The organism is Agreia sp. PsM10 (assembly GCF_030433855.1).
GTDB lineage: Bacteria > Actinomycetota > Actinomycetes > Actinomycetales > Microbacteriaceae > Agreia.
Map to the genome: position 1 here is coordinate 23,757 of NZ_JARUXC010000007.1, position 15,152 is coordinate 38,908.

16 protein-coding genes are annotated in these 15,152 nt (G+C 67.9%); 10 read left to right on the forward strand and 6 right to left on the reverse strand.

The features are described from left to right. Nucleotides 1-81: 81 nt before the first annotated feature. Nucleotides 82-1,011, reverse strand: a complete 930-nt coding sequence (locus QCD70_RS10485) for a metal ABC transporter solute-binding protein, Zn/Mn family (RefSeq protein WP_301215905.1) — start codon at nt 1,009-1,011, stop codon at nt 82-84. 148 nt (nt 1,012-1,159) lie between these two features. On the opposite strand from QCD70_RS10485, the gene QCD70_RS10490 reads away from it, so the two are divergent. Both QCD70_RS10490 and QCD70_RS10495 read left to right on the forward strand, forming a co-directional pair. Further along, on the forward strand, nt 1,160-1,759 hold the full coding sequence (locus QCD70_RS10490) for a TetR/AcrR family transcriptional regulator (RefSeq protein WP_301215908.1): 600 nt from the start codon (nt 1,160-1,162) through the stop codon (nt 1,757-1,759). Between the two features lie 44 nt (nt 1,760-1,803). Continuing rightward, nucleotides 1,804-2,073 (forward strand): DUF3253 domain-containing protein, encoded by a 270-nt coding sequence (locus QCD70_RS10495; RefSeq protein ID WP_301215911.1) that lies wholly within the window; start codon nt 1,804-1,806, stop codon nt 2,071-2,073. An 81-nt stretch (nt 2,074-2,154) separates the two neighbouring features. Here the strand turns inward: QCD70_RS10495 and QCD70_RS10500 are convergent, their stop codons facing one another. After that, complete coding sequence (locus QCD70_RS10500; protein WP_301215914.1) at nt 2,155-2,991, reverse strand: alpha/beta fold hydrolase; 837 nt, start codon at nt 2,989-2,991, stop codon at nt 2,155-2,157. A gap of 120 nt (nt 2,992-3,111) precedes the next feature. Between QCD70_RS10500 and QCD70_RS10505 the strand changes: the two genes are divergently transcribed. After that, nucleotides 3,112-3,627: a GNAT family N-acetyltransferase gene (locus QCD70_RS10505; protein ID WP_301215917.1), complete on the forward strand. Its 516-nt coding sequence runs from the start codon at nt 3,112-3,114 to the stop codon at nt 3,625-3,627. Nucleotides 3,628-3,689: 62 nt separating this feature from the next. On the opposite strand, the gene QCD70_RS10510 is transcribed toward QCD70_RS10505, so the two are convergent. Continuing rightward, nucleotides 3,690-4,790: an ABC transporter ATP-binding protein gene (locus QCD70_RS10510; RefSeq protein ID WP_301215920.1), complete on the reverse strand. Its 1,101-nt coding sequence runs from the start codon at nt 4,788-4,790 to the stop codon at nt 3,690-3,692. After that, complete coding sequence (locus tag QCD70_RS10515) at nt 4,774-5,790, reverse strand: ABC transporter ATP-binding protein (RefSeq protein ID WP_301215923.1); 1,017 nt, start codon at nt 5,788-5,790, stop codon at nt 4,774-4,776. The genes QCD70_RS10510 and QCD70_RS10515 overlap by 17 nt, the downstream gene beginning before the upstream one ends. Nucleotides 5,791-5,989: 199 nt before the next feature. Between QCD70_RS10515 and QCD70_RS10520 the strand changes: the two genes are divergently transcribed. The 7 genes from QCD70_RS10520 to QCD70_RS10550 all read left to right on the forward strand — a co-directional run bounded on the left by QCD70_RS10520 (nt 5,990) and on the right by QCD70_RS10550 (nt 14,011). Next, nucleotides 5,990-7,198, forward strand: coding sequence for a dipeptidase (locus QCD70_RS10520; RefSeq protein WP_301215926.1), 1,209 nt, complete (start codon nt 5,990-5,992; stop codon nt 7,196-7,198). 29 nt (nt 7,199-7,227) lie between these two features. Then, nucleotides 7,228-8,862 (forward strand): ABC transporter substrate-binding protein, encoded by a 1,635-nt coding sequence (locus QCD70_RS10525; protein WP_301215929.1) that lies wholly within the window; start codon nt 7,228-7,230, stop codon nt 8,860-8,862. Nucleotides 8,863-8,883: 21 nt separating this feature from the next. Then, nucleotides 8,884-9,846 (forward strand): ABC transporter permease, encoded by a 963-nt coding sequence (locus QCD70_RS10530; protein WP_301215931.1) that lies wholly within the window; start codon nt 8,884-8,886, stop codon nt 9,844-9,846. After that, nucleotides 9,843-10,766 carry an ABC transporter permease gene (locus QCD70_RS10535; RefSeq protein WP_301215934.1) on the forward strand — a complete coding sequence of 308 codons (924 nt, stop codon included), beginning with the start codon at nt 9,843-9,845 and terminating at the stop codon, nt 10,764-10,766. Before QCD70_RS10530 ends, QCD70_RS10535 begins: the two co-directional genes overlap by 4 nt. 13 nt (nt 10,767-10,779) lie before the next feature. Further along, on the forward strand, nt 10,780-11,979 hold the full coding sequence (locus tag QCD70_RS10540) for a M24 family metallopeptidase (RefSeq protein WP_301215937.1): 1,200 nt from the start codon (nt 10,780-10,782) through the stop codon (nt 11,977-11,979). A gap of 80 nt (nt 11,980-12,059) precedes the next feature. Next, complete coding sequence (locus QCD70_RS10545) at nt 12,060-12,974, forward strand: alpha/beta fold hydrolase (RefSeq protein ID WP_301215939.1); 915 nt, start codon at nt 12,060-12,062, stop codon at nt 12,972-12,974. Beyond that, nucleotides 12,971-14,011, forward strand: coding sequence for an Lrp/AsnC family transcriptional regulator (locus tag QCD70_RS10550; RefSeq protein WP_301215941.1), 1,041 nt, complete (start codon nt 12,971-12,973; stop codon nt 14,009-14,011). The genes QCD70_RS10545 and QCD70_RS10550 overlap by 4 nt, the downstream gene beginning before the upstream one ends. A 105-nt stretch (nt 14,012-14,116) precedes the next feature. Here QCD70_RS10550 and QCD70_RS10555 read toward each other — a convergent pair whose 3' ends face one another. Further along, a complete protein-coding gene (locus tag QCD70_RS10555) occupies nt 14,117-14,629 on the reverse strand; it encodes a hypothetical protein (protein ID WP_301215943.1) in 513 nt (170 codons plus the stop codon). Next, on the reverse strand, nt 14,626-15,102 hold the full coding sequence (locus QCD70_RS10560; protein WP_301215945.1) for a hypothetical protein: 477 nt from the start codon (nt 15,100-15,102) through the stop codon (nt 14,626-14,628). The genes QCD70_RS10555 and QCD70_RS10560 overlap by 4 nt, the downstream gene beginning before the upstream one ends. Nucleotides 15,103-15,152 lie beyond the last annotated feature (50 nt).

Below are 15,152 nucleotides of genomic sequence, written 5' to 3' on the forward strand. Positions count from 1 at the left end.
CGTGGCGCGTTGCGGGGCGAGGGGGCCTTGTCTCTGCCGGCTCGCGCCGTCTTGGCCCCGAAGATCTTCACTCGGTGAAGACTACTTGCCGCTGAGCGCGCCCTGCAGCGCGTTGAGGTTCGTCGTCATCCAGCTGATGTAGTCGGTGCCGTCGGGAAGGGTCTCGGTGACGGGAACGACCGGCACACCGGCGTCCTTCGCGGCCGTCAGCACGAGCTCGGTCTGGGCCCCCGCGGTCTGCTCGTTGTAGACGAGTGCCTTCACGTCGCCCGAGGAGAACAGCTCCTGGGTCTGCTTGAGAACGTCGGCGGGAACATCTGTGCCCTCCTCGATCGCCTCGCTGAAGGCATCCGGCGTCTTGTTCACGAGGCCCGCGGCCTCGAGCATGTAGAGCGGCACGGGCTCGGTGATCGCGACGCCGGCCTGGTCGAACGAGGCCTTGATGTCCTTCTCCTGCTGCTCGAGCGCGGCGAGCTGGCCGTCGAAGGCCTCGGCGTTCTTCTCGTAGGTCTCGGCGCCCTCGGGGTCGATCGCGCTGAGCTGGTTCACGAGCTCGTCGGAGAGCTTCTGCACCGTGGGGAAGTCGTACCACATGTGCTCGTTGAACTCGCCCTCGGCGGGCTCCTGCTCGTAGCCCGAGATGTCGGCCGCGTTCAGCACCGGGGCGATCTTGTTGTCGGAGGCGGAGAGCATGGTGTCGACGAAGTCGTCGTAGCCGCCGCCGTTCTCGATCACCAGCTGCGCCTTCGAGAGGGCGAGCTGGGTGCGGGCATCGGCCTCGTACTCGTGCGGGTCCTTGTCCGGACTGTCGATGATCGACGTGACGCTGACCCGGTCTCCGCCGATCTGCTCTGCGATGTCGCCGTAGACGTTGGTCGAGGCGACGATGCGCACGCCCGACTCGTTCGCCGGGTCGTCGGTCGCTGCGCCGTCTGAGGATGCGGATGCGCACCCCGAGAGGGCCAGTGCGGTGGCCGCGGCGAGCGCGGTGAGGGTGAGGAGTTTCTTCACGGGAGGGGTGAGCCGTTCTAAGTCGGATGCGTTTCGGGTCTTCTCGAAAGTAGTCTTATTGATAATGATTGTCAAAACAGATAGTCATGAGACATCCGGTCTCGTCGCCGACCGGTCGGCAGCGCGCATCCGCTCCTATGATCACTGCATGGACTCCCGCCAGATCAAGACCCGCGCCAAGCTCGCCTCCGTCGTGCTGTCGCTCGCGTCCGAACGGCCGGCGAGCGAGATCACGGCATCGGAGATCGCCATCGCCGCGGGGATCAACCGGTCCACCTTCTACCAGCACGCCACGTCGCCCGTCGCCCTGCTCGAGGGGGTGCTTCGCGACGAACTCGACGAGATCCGCGATCACTATCTGGGCGAGGCGAACCTCGAGACCGGGCCACAGGCATCCGAGGCCATCGAACGGGTGACCGTCGCTGTTCTCGAGCACGTCGACTCGCACGACGCGATCTACACCCGTGGACTGGGCGAGGGCAGCGGGTCGGCGAGTCTGCAGCCGCTGCTGAGCCAGCACTTCGCCGGATCGATCGAGCTGCTCCTCGAACGGCACGCACTCACCGTGCCTCAGGCGTCGAGCATCCTGCCCGCGGGCTTCGTGGCGGATGCCGCGGCCCGCTTCATCGCCGACGGCACGGTGGGCGCGCTCGACGTGTGGCTGTCGACCCCGACGCCGCGCAGCACCGCCGCGTTCATGTCGGCCTACCGCGTGTTCCTGCCGTCGTGGTGGCCGCTGCCCGCGTGAGCAACCCCCCTCTGCGGCGACAGTGGAACGCGCAGACTGGATGCATGCCCGCAGATCAGACCCCCGACATGGACGCGCGCCTCGAGCAGACCATCCTCGAGCTGCTCGACAAGCGAGCGCCCACGTCGACGATCTGCCCCTCGGATGCCGCGCGGGCCGTCGGCGACGACGACTGGCGTGGGCTGATGGATGCGTCGCGCAGCGCGGCGGGAAGACTGGTCGCCCGCGGCGAGGTCGAGATCACCCAGGGCGGCGAGCCGGTCGACCTGGCTACCGCGCGCGGACCCATCCGCATCCGGCGCCTGCGCCCGTGACGCCGAATGCGGGTGCTCCCGCGATGCGCGGCGGCAGAGCCACCGCGCGAGGCGAGAACACCCGCGTTCGAGCGAGCGCAGCTACTTCGCGAGGAAGTCGATGACGACCCGGTTCCACTCGTCGGCGTGACTGACGTTCACTCCGTGGGGGCCGCCCGCGACCACGTGCAGCTCGGAGTTCACGAGCGCGGCGTGCGTGCGCTCGCCTGAACCCTCGAACGGAACGGTCGCGTCGCCGTCGCCGTGTATGACGAGCGCGGGCACGGTGACGTTCGGCAGGTCGTCGCGGAAGTCCGTGCTCGCGAACGATGCCATGGCCTCGAGCGCGGCGACCTTCGACGACTGCAGCGCGAGGGCCAGCGCCTCCTGGCGCTGCTCCTCGGTCACGACGAGCTTCTCGTCGACCGAGAAGAACTGCGTGGTGAAGTCCTCGTAGAACGACTCCTGGTTTGCGGTGAGGCCTGCCGTCATCTTCGCGGCGAGCGCGGCGGTGAGAGGTCCATCCGGGTTGCCGGGCGTCTGAAGCAGGTACGGCGGCACGGCCGAGGCGAAGACGACGCTGTGGATGCGCTCCGCCCCGAACTTCGTGAAGTAGCGCGCCGCCTCTCCGCCGCCCATGGAGAAGCCCACGAGCGTGACGTCGCGCAGGTCGAGCGCTTCGAGCACCGCCTGCAGGTCGTCGGTGAGCGTGTTGTAGTCGTAGCCGGTGAGCGGCTTGTCGCTGCGGCCGAAGCCTCGTCGGTCGTAGGTGACGACGCGGTAGCCCGCGGCCTCGAGTGCGCCGACCTGGTACTTCCAGGATTCTCCGCTGAGCGGCCAGCCGTGGATGAGCACGACAGGGCGGCCCGATCCGCCGGTGTCGTCGACGTGCAGCTTCGTGTCGTTCAGGAGTCCGTGGTGAGCAGTGATCTCTGTCATGGTGGTGCCTTTCCGCGCCCGTCTTCGAGCGTCTCGGAGGGTGATTCGGACACCCTCTTTCTTCGGATGGGAGCCTGCGACCCGGTTGCGCACCGAGTGCCGGCCCGCTACTCTCGCCCGGTGGAATCAGGCTTCGATATCGTGCGCATCGCCGAAAACGACTGGCCGCGCATGCGCGAACTCCGGCTCGAGATGCTCGCCGACACCCCTCTGGCCTTTCTCGAGACACTCGAGAACGCACGTCGCGAGCCCGAGTCCGAGTGGCGCTTCCGGGCCGCCCGCACCGCGCGGGAGGGCAGCCTCGGCCTCGCCGCCGTCGATACGTCGACGGGGGCCTGGCTCGGAACCATGGGCGCCTACCTCGATGACAAGGGCGACGCGATGCTGGTCAGCGTCTACGTGACTCCCGCGTGGCGCGGCACGGCGAACGGCTTGACGGATGCGCTGCTCGACGGCGTCGAGGCATGGGTGCGCGCCGCGATTCCCGAGGGCAGGCTGCTGCTGCACGTGCACGAGGACAACCCGCGCGCACAGGCCTTCTACGTGCGACGCGGATACGTGGCCACGGGCAGGACCATCCCCTATCCCCTCGACCGCACGCAGAACGAGCTGGAGATGGCGCTCCCGCTCGGCTAGTCGGACCCGCTGCGGACAAGAGTTACCGGCGCACCGGGGCATCCTGTCCGCAGCGGGCACTCCTAGCCGACGAGCGCGGCTTCCTGCAGCGCCTTCTCGGCGTGGTGGCAGGCCACCACTCGGGACTCGCCGACGGGGCGCAGGCCCAGGTCGGCCGCCACGGTCGGGGAGGCCACCGCGATCTCGCGCAGCGGGGGCTGCGTAGTGCGGCACTCATCGGTGGCCAACCAGCAGCGCGGGTTGAAACGGCAGCCCGTAGGCGGGTTCACCGGCGACGGCGGCTCGCCCGACAGGATGCGACGGCGCGCGAGCTTGCCTCGATCGGCACGGCTGTGCGAAGGCGTGGCCGAGAGCAGCGCCTGGGTGTACGGGTGCGCGGGCGAGCCGTAGACCGTCTCCGTGCCTCCCTGCTCCGCGATGCGGCCGAGGTACATCACGGCGACGTTGTCGGCGATGTGCCGCACCACCGAGAGGTCGTGCGCGATGAACATGATGGCCACGCCGAGCCGGCGCTGCAGCTCGCCCAGCAGGTTGATGACCTGGGCCTGCACCGAGACGTCGAGCGCCGAGACCGCCTCATCGCAGACGAGCACGTCGGGGTCGAGCGCGAGCGCCCGGGCGATGCCGATGCGCTGGCGTTGCCCTCCCGAGAACTGGTGGGGATAGCGCGACATCATGTCGGGCGCGAGGCCTACCAGGCCGAGCAGTTCGGCGACCCGCTCCCGGCGCGCGGCGGGTGAAGCCGACCGTGTCGCGGCCATGGGCTCCGCGATGATGTCGCCCACCGACATCCGGGGGTCGAGCGATGTGTAGGGGTCTTGGAAGATCATCTGCACGCCGGTGCGCAGCAACCGGCGATCGCTGCGCCGGGCGCGGGTCACGTCGGTGCCGTGGTAGGTCAGCGATCCCCCGTCGGGGCGCTCGAGACCCACGAGCATGCGGGCGAGCGTCGACTTTCCGCACCCCGATTCGCCCACGATGCCGAGGGTCTCGCCGGCGTGCAGCTGCAGGCTCACCCCGTCGACGGCAGAGACGCGCGTGGGGTTCAGCCGCGAGCCGCTCGTGAACGTACGGCGCAGGTCACGCGCCTCGAGCACGAGCTTGCGCTCGGTGATGGGCGTGGAGAAGAGCGGATCGAGAACGGGCTCAACTGACGAGGGCATGAAGCAGTTCCTCTGATCGGTGGCAGGCGGATGCGCGGCCGTCGGCGACGTCGACGAGCGGCGGGCGCACGGTGCGGCAGATGTCGATCGCCATATGGCAGCGGGGGTTGAACGAGCAGCCCGGCGGCGTCTGCGCGGGCGACGGCGGCGAGCCGGGAATGGTCATGAGGTCGCGACCCCGGATGCCCGCCTCGGGCACCGACCGCAGCAGCGCCTCGGTGTAGGGATGCGCGGGGTGGTCGAGCACCGTGTCGGCGTCGCCCCGCTCGACGATGCGCCCGGCGTACATCACGGCGAGCCTGTCGGCCACCTCCATCACGACGCCGAGGTCGTGGGTGATGAGCAGGATGCCCATGCCGAGCTGGTCTCGCAGCGAACCGAGCAGGTCGAGGATCTGGGCCTGCACGGTCACGTCGAGCGCGGTGGTCGGCTCGTCGGCGATCAGCATCTCGGGTTCGAGGGCGATCGCCATGGCGATCAGGATGCGCTGGCGCATTCCCCCCGAGAACTGGTGCGGGTAGTCGTCGACCCTCTTCGCTGGGGCCGGGATACCGACGAGGCCGAGCAGCTCGACCGCGCTCGCCCTGGCCTGCTTGCGGGTCGAGCCGCGGTGCACACGGAACAGCTCGCCGATCTGGTTGCCGATCGTCATCACGGGATTCAGCGCCGAGAGGGCGTCCTGCAGCACAAGGCTCATACGCTCGCCGCGCATCATGCGCCGCTCGTTCTCGCCCAGGGCCTGGATGTCGACGCCCGACACCCGCAGTTCGGCCGCGTCGACGCGGGTGAATTCGTCGGTGAGCCCCATGATGGCCCGCGCGGTCACGGACTTTCCGGAGCCCGACTCTCCGAGCAGGGCGACGAACTCCCCCTTCGCTACGTCGAGGTCGATGCCCCGCACCGCCCGCACCTCGCGGCCGCCGCCCGTGAAGGTGACGGACAGGTCGCGCACGCGCAGGGCCGCAACCTCATCGACTGCTGTCGTCTCTCGTATGTCCACGAACCCATCCTCACCCGCCATCGTTACCGGAATGTTTCAAGCGTAATAAATCTATGCCGAATCCGCTCACGTGGATTGACATCCAAGCCGGATATCGCCCATATTGGCATTCGGGACGCCTTGTTGTCGCACCATGACCCAGAAATCATGACAAAAGCGCGCGATCCCGAACAGAACCACGACGTGAAGGAGATCGCGAGTGCTTGATCCCGCAGAGGGCTACACCGGCTACACCGCCTACGACTACCTGGAGGCCGGCAAGGATTACCACACCTTCGAGTATGCCGAGCAGATCGGCCGCGTTCCGGCCTATGCCGGACTCGACCTGAGCGATGCAGAGAAGGAACGCACCACCACACTGCTGCGCGAGGAGACCGTCATCTCGCTGCACGACCACGTGCAGGTCTTCCCCAAGAAAATGGACGAGGTGAAGGACAGCATCCGTTACGGCCGCGAACCCACGGGCTACGCGGGCCTCGCGCGCTCGGGCCTCACCGCCGTGTTCGACAATGGTATGGACGGCACCTGCTGCATCTCGAGCGAAGCCGGATGGAAATACCAGGATGTGCTCTTCGATCTCGGAGTGCGCATGGCGGACCTCGCCCACCAGGACTACGTCATCAAGGGCGAGACGCTGAAAGACATCCAGTACGCGAAGGAGAACGGCAAGATCGCGCACGTGTTCGCCCTCGAGGCGTCGACGATGATCGAGAACGAGGTCGACCGCCTCGACGTTCTCTACGGATTCGGCGTGCGCCAGATGGGCATCGCCTACTCCGAGGCCAACATGCTCGGATCGGGCCTGAAGGAGCGCGGCGACGGAGGTCTCACCTACTTCGGCGAGCGCGCCGTGGCCCGCATGAACAAGCTCGGCATCGCGATCGACATCTCCCACTCGGGCGACCGCACCTGCGTCGACACGATCAAGGCATCCACCAAGCCCGTCTTCATCACGCACGCCGGAGCGCGCGGCCTGTGGCCGACGAACCGCATGAAGACCGACGAGACCATCATCGAGTGCGCCAAGCGCGGGGGCGTGATCGGCATCGAGGCCGCACCGCACACGACGCTGTCGCCGAACCACCCCCTGCACTCGCTCGACTCGGTCATGGACCACTTCCAGTACTGCGTCGACCTGGTCGGGCTCGAGCACGTGAGCTTCGGCCCCGACACGCTGTTCGGCGACCACGTCGGACTGCACGATGCCTTCGCCGGCAACCTGTCGCTCGGACAGGCGCACGGCGGTGTCACCTTCGACAAGGTCCCCTATGTGGACGGCGTCGAGAACCCCGCCGAGGAGTTCTACAACATCATCGGCTGGCTTGTGAAGCACAACTACTCCGACGACGAAATCCGCGCCGTCGTGGGAGGAAACACCCTGCGGGTCCTAGAGGAGGTTTGGGTTTGATGCACAATCACAGCACGCGCAGAGGCACCATGCGCACAGGGATCCGAAGGGGCAGGGCGCTCACGCTCGTGACGGCCGCCGCGGCCATCACGTTCGTCTTGAGCGCCTGCGCGCCATCGGCGCCCGAGGCGTCGTCGGGGCCGGTCGAGGCCGGCAACGACACGCTCACCATCGCGACGACGACCGACGTCGTGAACTACAACCCGCTCATCGGAAACAGCCGCAGCGACTACTGGGTCACGAACCTCATGTACCCGCACCTGCTGTCGATCGCCGACGACGGCAAGAAGGAGCCGCAGCTCGCCACCGAGTGGGGCTACGTCGACGAGCTGACCGGCTACTACGAGATCCGCGACGACATGACGTGGAGCGACGGCGAGCCCGTCACCGCCGAAGACGTGGCGTGGACCATGAACGCCGTGAAGAAGGACGCACCCTCGGGCACCTTCTACGGCCAGCTGGCCAACTTCGTCTCGGCAGAGGCGGTCTCGGACACCCGTGTCGAGATCACGCTGGCCAGCCCCGACACCTCGATCGTCGAGGAGATCGGATTCTGGGGCAACGTGGTTCCGCAGCACGTGTTCGAGAAGGCCGAGTCGGTCGCCACCTTCGCCAACAACGGAAGCGACGGAGGCTGGGTCTCCGCAGGCCCGTACCTGCTGACCGACGTTCAGGTCGGTCAGAGCTACTCGATGGATCGCGTCGACGAGTACCCGCTCGTCGAGGGCGGCACACCGGTCGCGGCGAAGGTCGTCTACCGCGTCTTCCCCGACGTGAACACCGAGATCCTCGCCCTGCAGTCGGGTGAGGTCGACGTGATCGCGAACGCTCTGCCGCCGGCACAGGTCGAGCAGCTGAAGGCCACCGACGGGATCACCGTGGAGGAGGTCGTGGGGCTCGGATACGCTCACATGACCTACAACATGACGAACCCCGACCTCGCGAAGACCGAGGTGCGCCAGGCACTCGCCCACGCCGTCGACTACGACGCCATCCGCACCGTCGTTCTGCAGGGACAGGCCGTCTCGACGGGCTCCAGCCCGCTGATGCCGGTTCTGAGCGACTACTACGACAAGTCGATCAAGGAGTACGACTTCGACGTCGACAAGTCGCGCGAGCTCATGGAGTCGGCCGGCTACACGGCAGACGCCTCGGGCAACTTCCCCGTCTCGTTCCGGCTCATCTACTCGCTGCAGGACAGCGTGACGAGCCAGTGGGCGCAGCTGGTGAAGGACTCTGCCGCCGAGGCCGGCATCACGATCGAGCTTCAGGGCACGGAGCGCAACACCTACCTCGCCCAGACGAACGACGGCGACTACGACATCTACGCGGGCAACTTCGCGATCATGGATGACCCGGTCACCAACTTCACGCTCTCCTACCTCCCCGGTGGGGCGATCAACTACACGCTGGTCGACGATCCCGAGCTGAACGCGCTCATCGCGAAGGCGGCCGTCACGGCCGACTCCGACGAGAAGATCTCGATCATGCGGGATGCCGCGAAGATCGTGCACGATGAGGTCTACGACAACATCATGTACACGCAGAACCTGTACTTCGCGCACAGTTCAAAGTGGGAGGGCTTCGTGACGAAGCCCAGCGAGCTCCTGTCGATCGTCAACCCGATCTCAGTGGCCAGCGCTCACAAGACCGCGGCTCAGTAGCCGCACGAAAGGGCCGTCCGCGTGTCTCGTCTGTTCTTCGTTCTTCCCCGTCTCGGCCGGGGGGTGTTCACGATCTGGTTCGCCGTGACCGTGACCTTCCTGCTGCTGCGTCTCCTGCCCGGAGACCCGGCCCTGGCGGTGGCGAGTCCGAACATGACAGAGGAGGCGCGGGCGGCCCTTCTCACCCAGTACGGGCTCGACCAGCCCCTCATCGTGCAGTACGGCCTCTACATGTGGCAGATGCTGCAGGGCAACTTCGGCGTCTCGTTCACGCAGTCGGTGCCGGTCATGGACGTGCTGCTGCAGCGCCTGCCCTGGACCCTGCTGCTCACCTTCACCGCGCTGGTGATCACCGTGCTCGTGGGCATCCCGCTCGGCGTGCTCGCGGCATCCCGTCGCGGCAAGGTGCTCGACAAGATCATCCAGGTGATCGGCGTGACCGGCCAGTCGATCTTCGTTCCCTCGATCGGCGTGCTGCTGCTCTTCGTCTTCGGCCTCTCGCTCAAATGGCTGCCGATCGGCGGCGCCTACGACACCGATGCCTACGGCATGGACTGGTACGGCAGCGTCGCCCGCCACCTGATCCTGCCCGCCGTGTCGCTCATGCTCATCCAGCTCGGCTCCTACGTGCTCACCATGCGCTCGACGCTCATCGAGGCGCTCGGCGAGGACTATGTGACGCTCGCCAAGGCCAACGGCCTGCCCTACCGGCGCATCCTGTGGAAGCACGCCCTGCGCAACGCGCTGCTGCCCACCACCACCCTCATCGGCCTGCAGCTCGGCTTCCTCGTCGGAGGCGCGGTGCTCACCGAGACCGTCTTCGCCTACCCCGGCATCGGCCGCGGCATCTACGAGGCGGTCACCCAGCTCGACTTCCCGGTGCTGCAGGGCGCCTTCCTCCTCCTGGCCATCACCGTCGTCGTCGCCAACATGCTCACCGACATCGTCTACGGATTCCTCGACCCCCGGGTGAAGACATCATGACCTCTCTCGATCCAGTCAACGCGACTCCCACCGGGCTGCCCGTCTCCTCGGAGGCTCTCTCGGCCGAGCCCGTTGCCGAGTCCGGTCGGGCCGGCGCCGCCACCTGGCGGGTGTTCCGCCGCGATCCGCTCGGCATCATCTCGCTCGGCCTGCTGCTCCTGCTCGTCGTCGTGGCCCTCGCCGCTCCCCTGCTCGCCAGCTACCCGGCGAGCTACGGCACCGACGTGCTGAGACCGCCGAGCCTGCAGTACCTCTTCGGCACCGACTCCCTCGGCCGCGACGTTCTGGGCGAGGTGATCTGGGGAACGCAGCAGAGCCTGCTCGTGGCGGTCGCCGCATCCATCATCGCCATCGCGATCGGCACGCTGGTCGCCGTGATCGGCGCCTATTTCAAACGGCTGGATGTCTTCATCAGCGTGATCGTGGACCTCACGTTGTCGCTGCCCGTGCTTCCCCTGATGATCCTCATCGCCGCCCTCATCGGCCCGAGCACCGCCACGATCATCGGCGTCGTCGCCGCGTTCTCGTGGCCCGAGGTCACCCGCCTCGTGCGCTCGCAGGCGCTCACCGTGGTGAATCTGCCCTACGTCGACGCGGCCAGACTCATGACCACCTCGCCCGTCTGGATCATCGGCCGGCACATCATTCCCGCGGTCACTCCGGTGATCGTCGTCTCGGTCGTGGTCACCGCGTCGCGCGCCGTGCTCTCGGCGGCGGGCCTGGCGTTCCTCGGCCTCGGCGACCCGACCACGTGGTCGTGGGGCCGCATCCTCTACGAGGCGCAGCAGTCGGGCGCCATGTCGAGCGCCTGGTGGCTGACGCTGTTCCCCTCGATCGCGATCCTGCTGCTCGTGCTCTCGGCAACGCTGCTGTCGATCGCGTACAACGACGCGCGCAACCCGCGCAACCGAGCCCGCTAGGAGCATCCGGACCATGACATCGACCGACACCGCCACGCGCTTCTCGCAGCGCCTCGAGCCCGCCTTCTTCGACCGCGTGCAGGAGCGCGTGCGCGACGCCCTGGTCGCCGACGGATTCGATGCGCTCGTCACCGACGACCCGGAGGACGTGGCCTACCTCACCGGCTTCTTCCACCACCCCTGCGAGCGCCCCGTCGCCGTGTGGCTCGGAGCCGACGGGCGGGCCGTGCTGATGACCCCCGAACTCGAGCGCGAGAACGCCGAACGCCAGCACGCCCGCGCCGAGGTCGTCTCGTACGCCGAGTTCCCGGGCATCCGGCCGCCGTTCGCGTCGCTCGCGTCGGCGGTGGGCTCTGGCCGGATGCGCATCGCGTTCACGACCCACATGACGAACGAGCGGCTCACGGCCGTCTCGGCGCAGCTGCCGGAGGCGTCGTTCACCGCGTCGACGATCGTCACCCGCGCGCGCTACCTCAAGTTCGACGAGGAGATCGTGTTGCACCGCGAGGCGGCCCGGGTGACCGACCTGATGCTCGAGGCCGGGGTCGCGCACCTCCGCGAGGCCATCGCATCCGGCGGGCAGCTGCCCAGCGAGGCCGAGCTCACCTCGGTCGTCACGGGCGCCGGCGTGAGCACGATGTACTCCGAGCACGACGACGTCGTGGTCGTGTCTCCGCTCGCCGGCGGGCTGATCTATGCCGGCGCGAACTCTGCGTTTCCCCACGGCCTGCCCTCGGGCTACCGCCTTCAGCCCGGCGACACTTTTATGCTGTCGCTCGGATGCGCCGTGGGCGGCCGCTTCGTCGAGGGCGAGCGCACCTTTGTCCTCGGCACACCGAGCGACGAGCAGAGGCGGTACCACGAGGCCGTGCGGCTGGCGCAGGAGATCGGCGGGCGGGCCATCCGGCCCGACGCGGAGTGCCGCCAGGCCAACGAGACGTGCCTCGCCGTGATCGAGGATGCCGGGCTCGGCCAGTACCTGCGCCACCGGCAGGGTCATGGCATCGGCCTGGGCATGCACGAGCCGCCCTGGCTCGAATCCGGAGACGACACCCTGCTCGAGGCCGGAATGGTGGTCTCGAACGAGCCCGGCATCTACATTCCGGGGCACGCCGGCTACCGCATCAGCGACAGCATGCTCGTCACGGCCTCGGGATCCGAGCCGTTGACCCGCTACCCGCGGGGCCTCGACGACTGCACCATCGACCTCTGACCCCATCCGGCCCGCACGAACCGGCCCGCACGAGCCAGACGAACGAACCACCGACCACCCGCACCACTGCAAGGAGCACCATGACAGAGAACGCCGTCTCCCCCGAATTCGCCGCCGCCACGACCACCGCCCAGCGCGTGGTGATCAATGGCAACGAGCTGGCCGTCGAAGTGCTCGGCCCCGAGGGCGCACCCGTGATCATCACGCACCACGGGGCGCCCGGCCTGGGCTCGCGGGCCGAACCGCGAGCGAGCTTCGGCCGCCTGGCCGACGAGTACCGCGTGGTGGTGTTCGACGCCCGCGGCTCGGGCGAGAGCGAGGGCTCGGGTACCTTCAGCCACGAGCAGTGGGCGGCCGACATCGACGGACTGCGCGAGTGGATGGGCGTCGAGACGATCATCATGGCGGGCGGCTCGTACGGCGGTTTTATGTCGATGGAGTACGCGATCCGCTACCCCGAGCGCGTCACCGCGATGGTGCTGCGCGACACCTCTCCCGACAACGGCAATGCGCACCTGGCCCGCGAGAACGCCCTCGCCAGCGACCGCGTGAAGGTCGATATGAAGAAGTTCGACCGCATCGACACCGGCCAGGTCGCAGACGACGACGACCTGCGCGACTGCTGGCGCGAGATCCTGCCGCTCTACGACTTCAGCTACGACCCGTCGAGCGTCGAACGCAAGGTGCAGGCCACCCCCTATCGCTACGAGGCGCACAACTACGCGTTCTCCGTGAACCTGCCCGCGTATGACCTCAAACCGCAGCTTCCCAGCGTCACCGTTCCGACTTTGATTACAGTGGGGCGACACGACTGGATCACGCCGGTATCGTGTAGCCAGACCATCGCCGACCTGATCCCGAACTCAGAGCTGGTGGTGTTCGAGAAGTCCGGGCATTCCCCCCAGATCGAAGAGGTCGAACTATGGACGAGCACCGTTCGGGAGTTTCTCACCCGCACACGGCTTCCCCGCGAGGAGAGTCCGGTCGAGCGGTGACGCTCACGGTGCTCGACACCCTCGACGAGCTCGATCGTCGCATCGTCGTCGCCATGCAGAACGACGGTCGGGCCAGCTGGCGGGCGATAGCGGATGCCGTCGGTTCGTCGACGGCGACGGTCGCGCGGCGGGGTCAGAACCTCATCCAGTCGGGAACCATCAAGGTGGGCGTGATGCCCGCCCTCGGCTCCACGGGCGAGGTGGATTCCTTCCTCATCCGCATCACGTGCCAGCCGGGGACCTCCCTGGTCGTGGCAGCGGAGCTCGTCGAGCATGCCGACGTGCGCTTCGTGACCGTGGTCACGGGCGGCTACGACATCATCGCCGAGCTCGTGGTCAAGGGCGGAGCCATCCACTACCCCCAGCTGATCGAAGAACTGCAGTCGATCGAAGGCGTGGAACGCTGGCGCAGCGACCTCATCATGCACGTCTACAAGGTGTCGTTCGACTGGGGTCGGCAGCTGTTCGCCGAGACCCTGGCCCTGCCCGACGGGGCGCGCGGAAGCGACGAGAGCCGCACGCCCAGGGAGTTCGCCGAGCCCGAGGTGTGCAGCCCCGCGCACTTCGATGCCGCCGACTGGAAGATCCTCGACTCGCTGCGCGACGACGGCCGCGAGACGTTCCAGGCGATCGCCGACAAGCTCGGCATGAACGAGTCGAGCGTGCGGCGCCGCTTCGAACGCCTGCGCAGCTCGAAGTGCATCGACATCCTCACCCTCGTGCCCGCCCCCGCGCTCGGAATGGGCGCGGAGACGCTGCTCACCGTGAAGGTCGCGCCGTCGCGCATGGATGCCGTGGCTCGCGAACTCGCTCAGCAGCCGGCCGTTCGCTACCTGGCCGCCACGCTCGACGAGAACTCGCTGTTCTGCGAGGTCATCATGCCCTCGGCAGAGCGACTCTACGAGTTCATCAACCAGACCCTCTCGCGGCTCGAGGGTGTCGAGGGCTGGACCGCCTCGATGGAGCTGCTGTTCCTCAAGCGCGGCTTCATCGAGACCCCCTGGTGGCGCACGCAGGTGAACTACCCGGCGAGCTGAGCTCGCTCCTGCCGCCACCCCGCCGCAGTAGTGCCCACTGCGGACAGTAGTGCCCGGTGCGCCGGTAACTACTGTCCGCGGAGGGCACTACTGACCGGCAATCCCTCAGAGCAGGCGCTCCCAGTGGCGGGAGCGGCGGCGGATGTCGTGCAGAGCCACAGGGCGTTCGACGACGAAGGCGAGCAGGTCGCCGGGCCGGATGTCGATGGGCAGCACCGCGTGCAGCTCGCCCGCGCGCGGCGAGGGTCTGACGCCGAAGTCGCGCGGTGCATCCGACGAATGCCGACCGAGGAGCCGCACCGAGCCGGTGACCGGCTCGCATCCGTCGAGCTCGGCGTCGAGCCAGATGTCGGCACCCACGCCGTCTGCGGCGGGCACGACCAGCTCGACGGCTGCGACGATCACGGCGCAGAACCGGCGAGGTTCGACCTCGCTTCGGTCATAGGTCTCGATGACGCGTGTGCAGGGGGTTCCGACAGAGCGCGCCATCTCCACCATCGACTCCCCCACCACGAGTACGTCGTCGGCCACCGCCCTGGCCGCCCATGGCCAGAACCGCCGGTCGAGGGGGTGCCGTCGGGCGCGGGCGTAGTGAGTGAGCGTGTGCATCAGGCTCATGACACACGCTCCGATCGCAACTGGCGACGGCAGACCGCGCCTCGACACGGGATGGCGATGAGGTCGCCCACGGCGACGTCCGCGGGCAGGGTCAGGGGCGTTCCATCGCCGAGCGCGAACGGCGCGGAGTGCCGCGTCGATGCGCGGCCTATAAGACGCGCCTCCGCTGTGTGGGCCTGAATGCGCGTGATGTCGGCATCCAGAACCAGAGCGCCCCCGCGGGGCGCCTCGACGACCCGCGCCACGATCACCGAGGACTGCTCGATGTCTGAGGGGCGGCCGTGGGTGCCCGGCACGACGGCCGCGGCGATGTGCACGCACGGGGTGTCGCAGAGCTCGACGAGGCGCAGCAGCGAGACTCCCGAGACGACGACGTCGGTGGTGGTGGGGTGCGTCCACTCGGGCCAGCGGTCGATGACGAACGGGTCGGGGATGCTCGAACGGAGCGAGGGGAGAAGAGAAGTGAGGGTCACGGATGCAGGTCTACGCCGGGTGATCGGGCGGCGGTGGCGTCCTCACGAGA

Excerpts from the sequence above, each read along its gene's own strand:
- QCD70_RS10525 (WP_301215929.1), top strand. The coding sequence starts at position 7,228 with ATGCGCACAGGGATCCGAAGGGGCAGGGCGCTCACGCTCGTGACGGCC.
- QCD70_RS10500 (WP_301215914.1), bottom strand. The coding sequence starts at position 2,991 with ATGACAGAGATCACTGCTCACCACGGACTCCTGAACGACACGAAGCTG.
- QCD70_RS10555 (WP_301215943.1), bottom strand. The coding sequence starts at position 14,629 with ATGAGCCTGATGCACACGCTCACTCACTACGCCCGCGCCCGACGGCAC.
- QCD70_RS10495 (WP_301215911.1), top strand. The coding sequence starts at position 1,804 with ATGCCCGCAGATCAGACCCCCGACATGGACGCGCGCCTCGAGCAGACC.
- QCD70_RS10510 (WP_301215920.1), bottom strand. The coding sequence starts at position 4,790 with ATGCCCTCGTCAGTTGAGCCCGTTCTCGATCCGCTCTTCTCCACGCCC.
- QCD70_RS10490 (WP_301215908.1), top strand. The coding sequence starts at position 1,160 with ATGGACTCCCGCCAGATCAAGACCCGCGCCAAGCTCGCCTCCGTCGTG.
- QCD70_RS10535 (WP_301215934.1), top strand. The coding sequence starts at position 9,843 with ATGACCTCTCTCGATCCAGTCAACGCGACTCCCACCGGGCTGCCCGTC.
- QCD70_RS10540 (WP_301215937.1), top strand. The coding sequence starts at position 10,780 with ATGACATCGACCGACACCGCCACGCGCTTCTCGCAGCGCCTCGAGCCC.
- QCD70_RS10545 (WP_301215939.1), top strand. The coding sequence starts at position 12,060 with ATGACAGAGAACGCCGTCTCCCCCGAATTCGCCGCCGCCACGACCACC.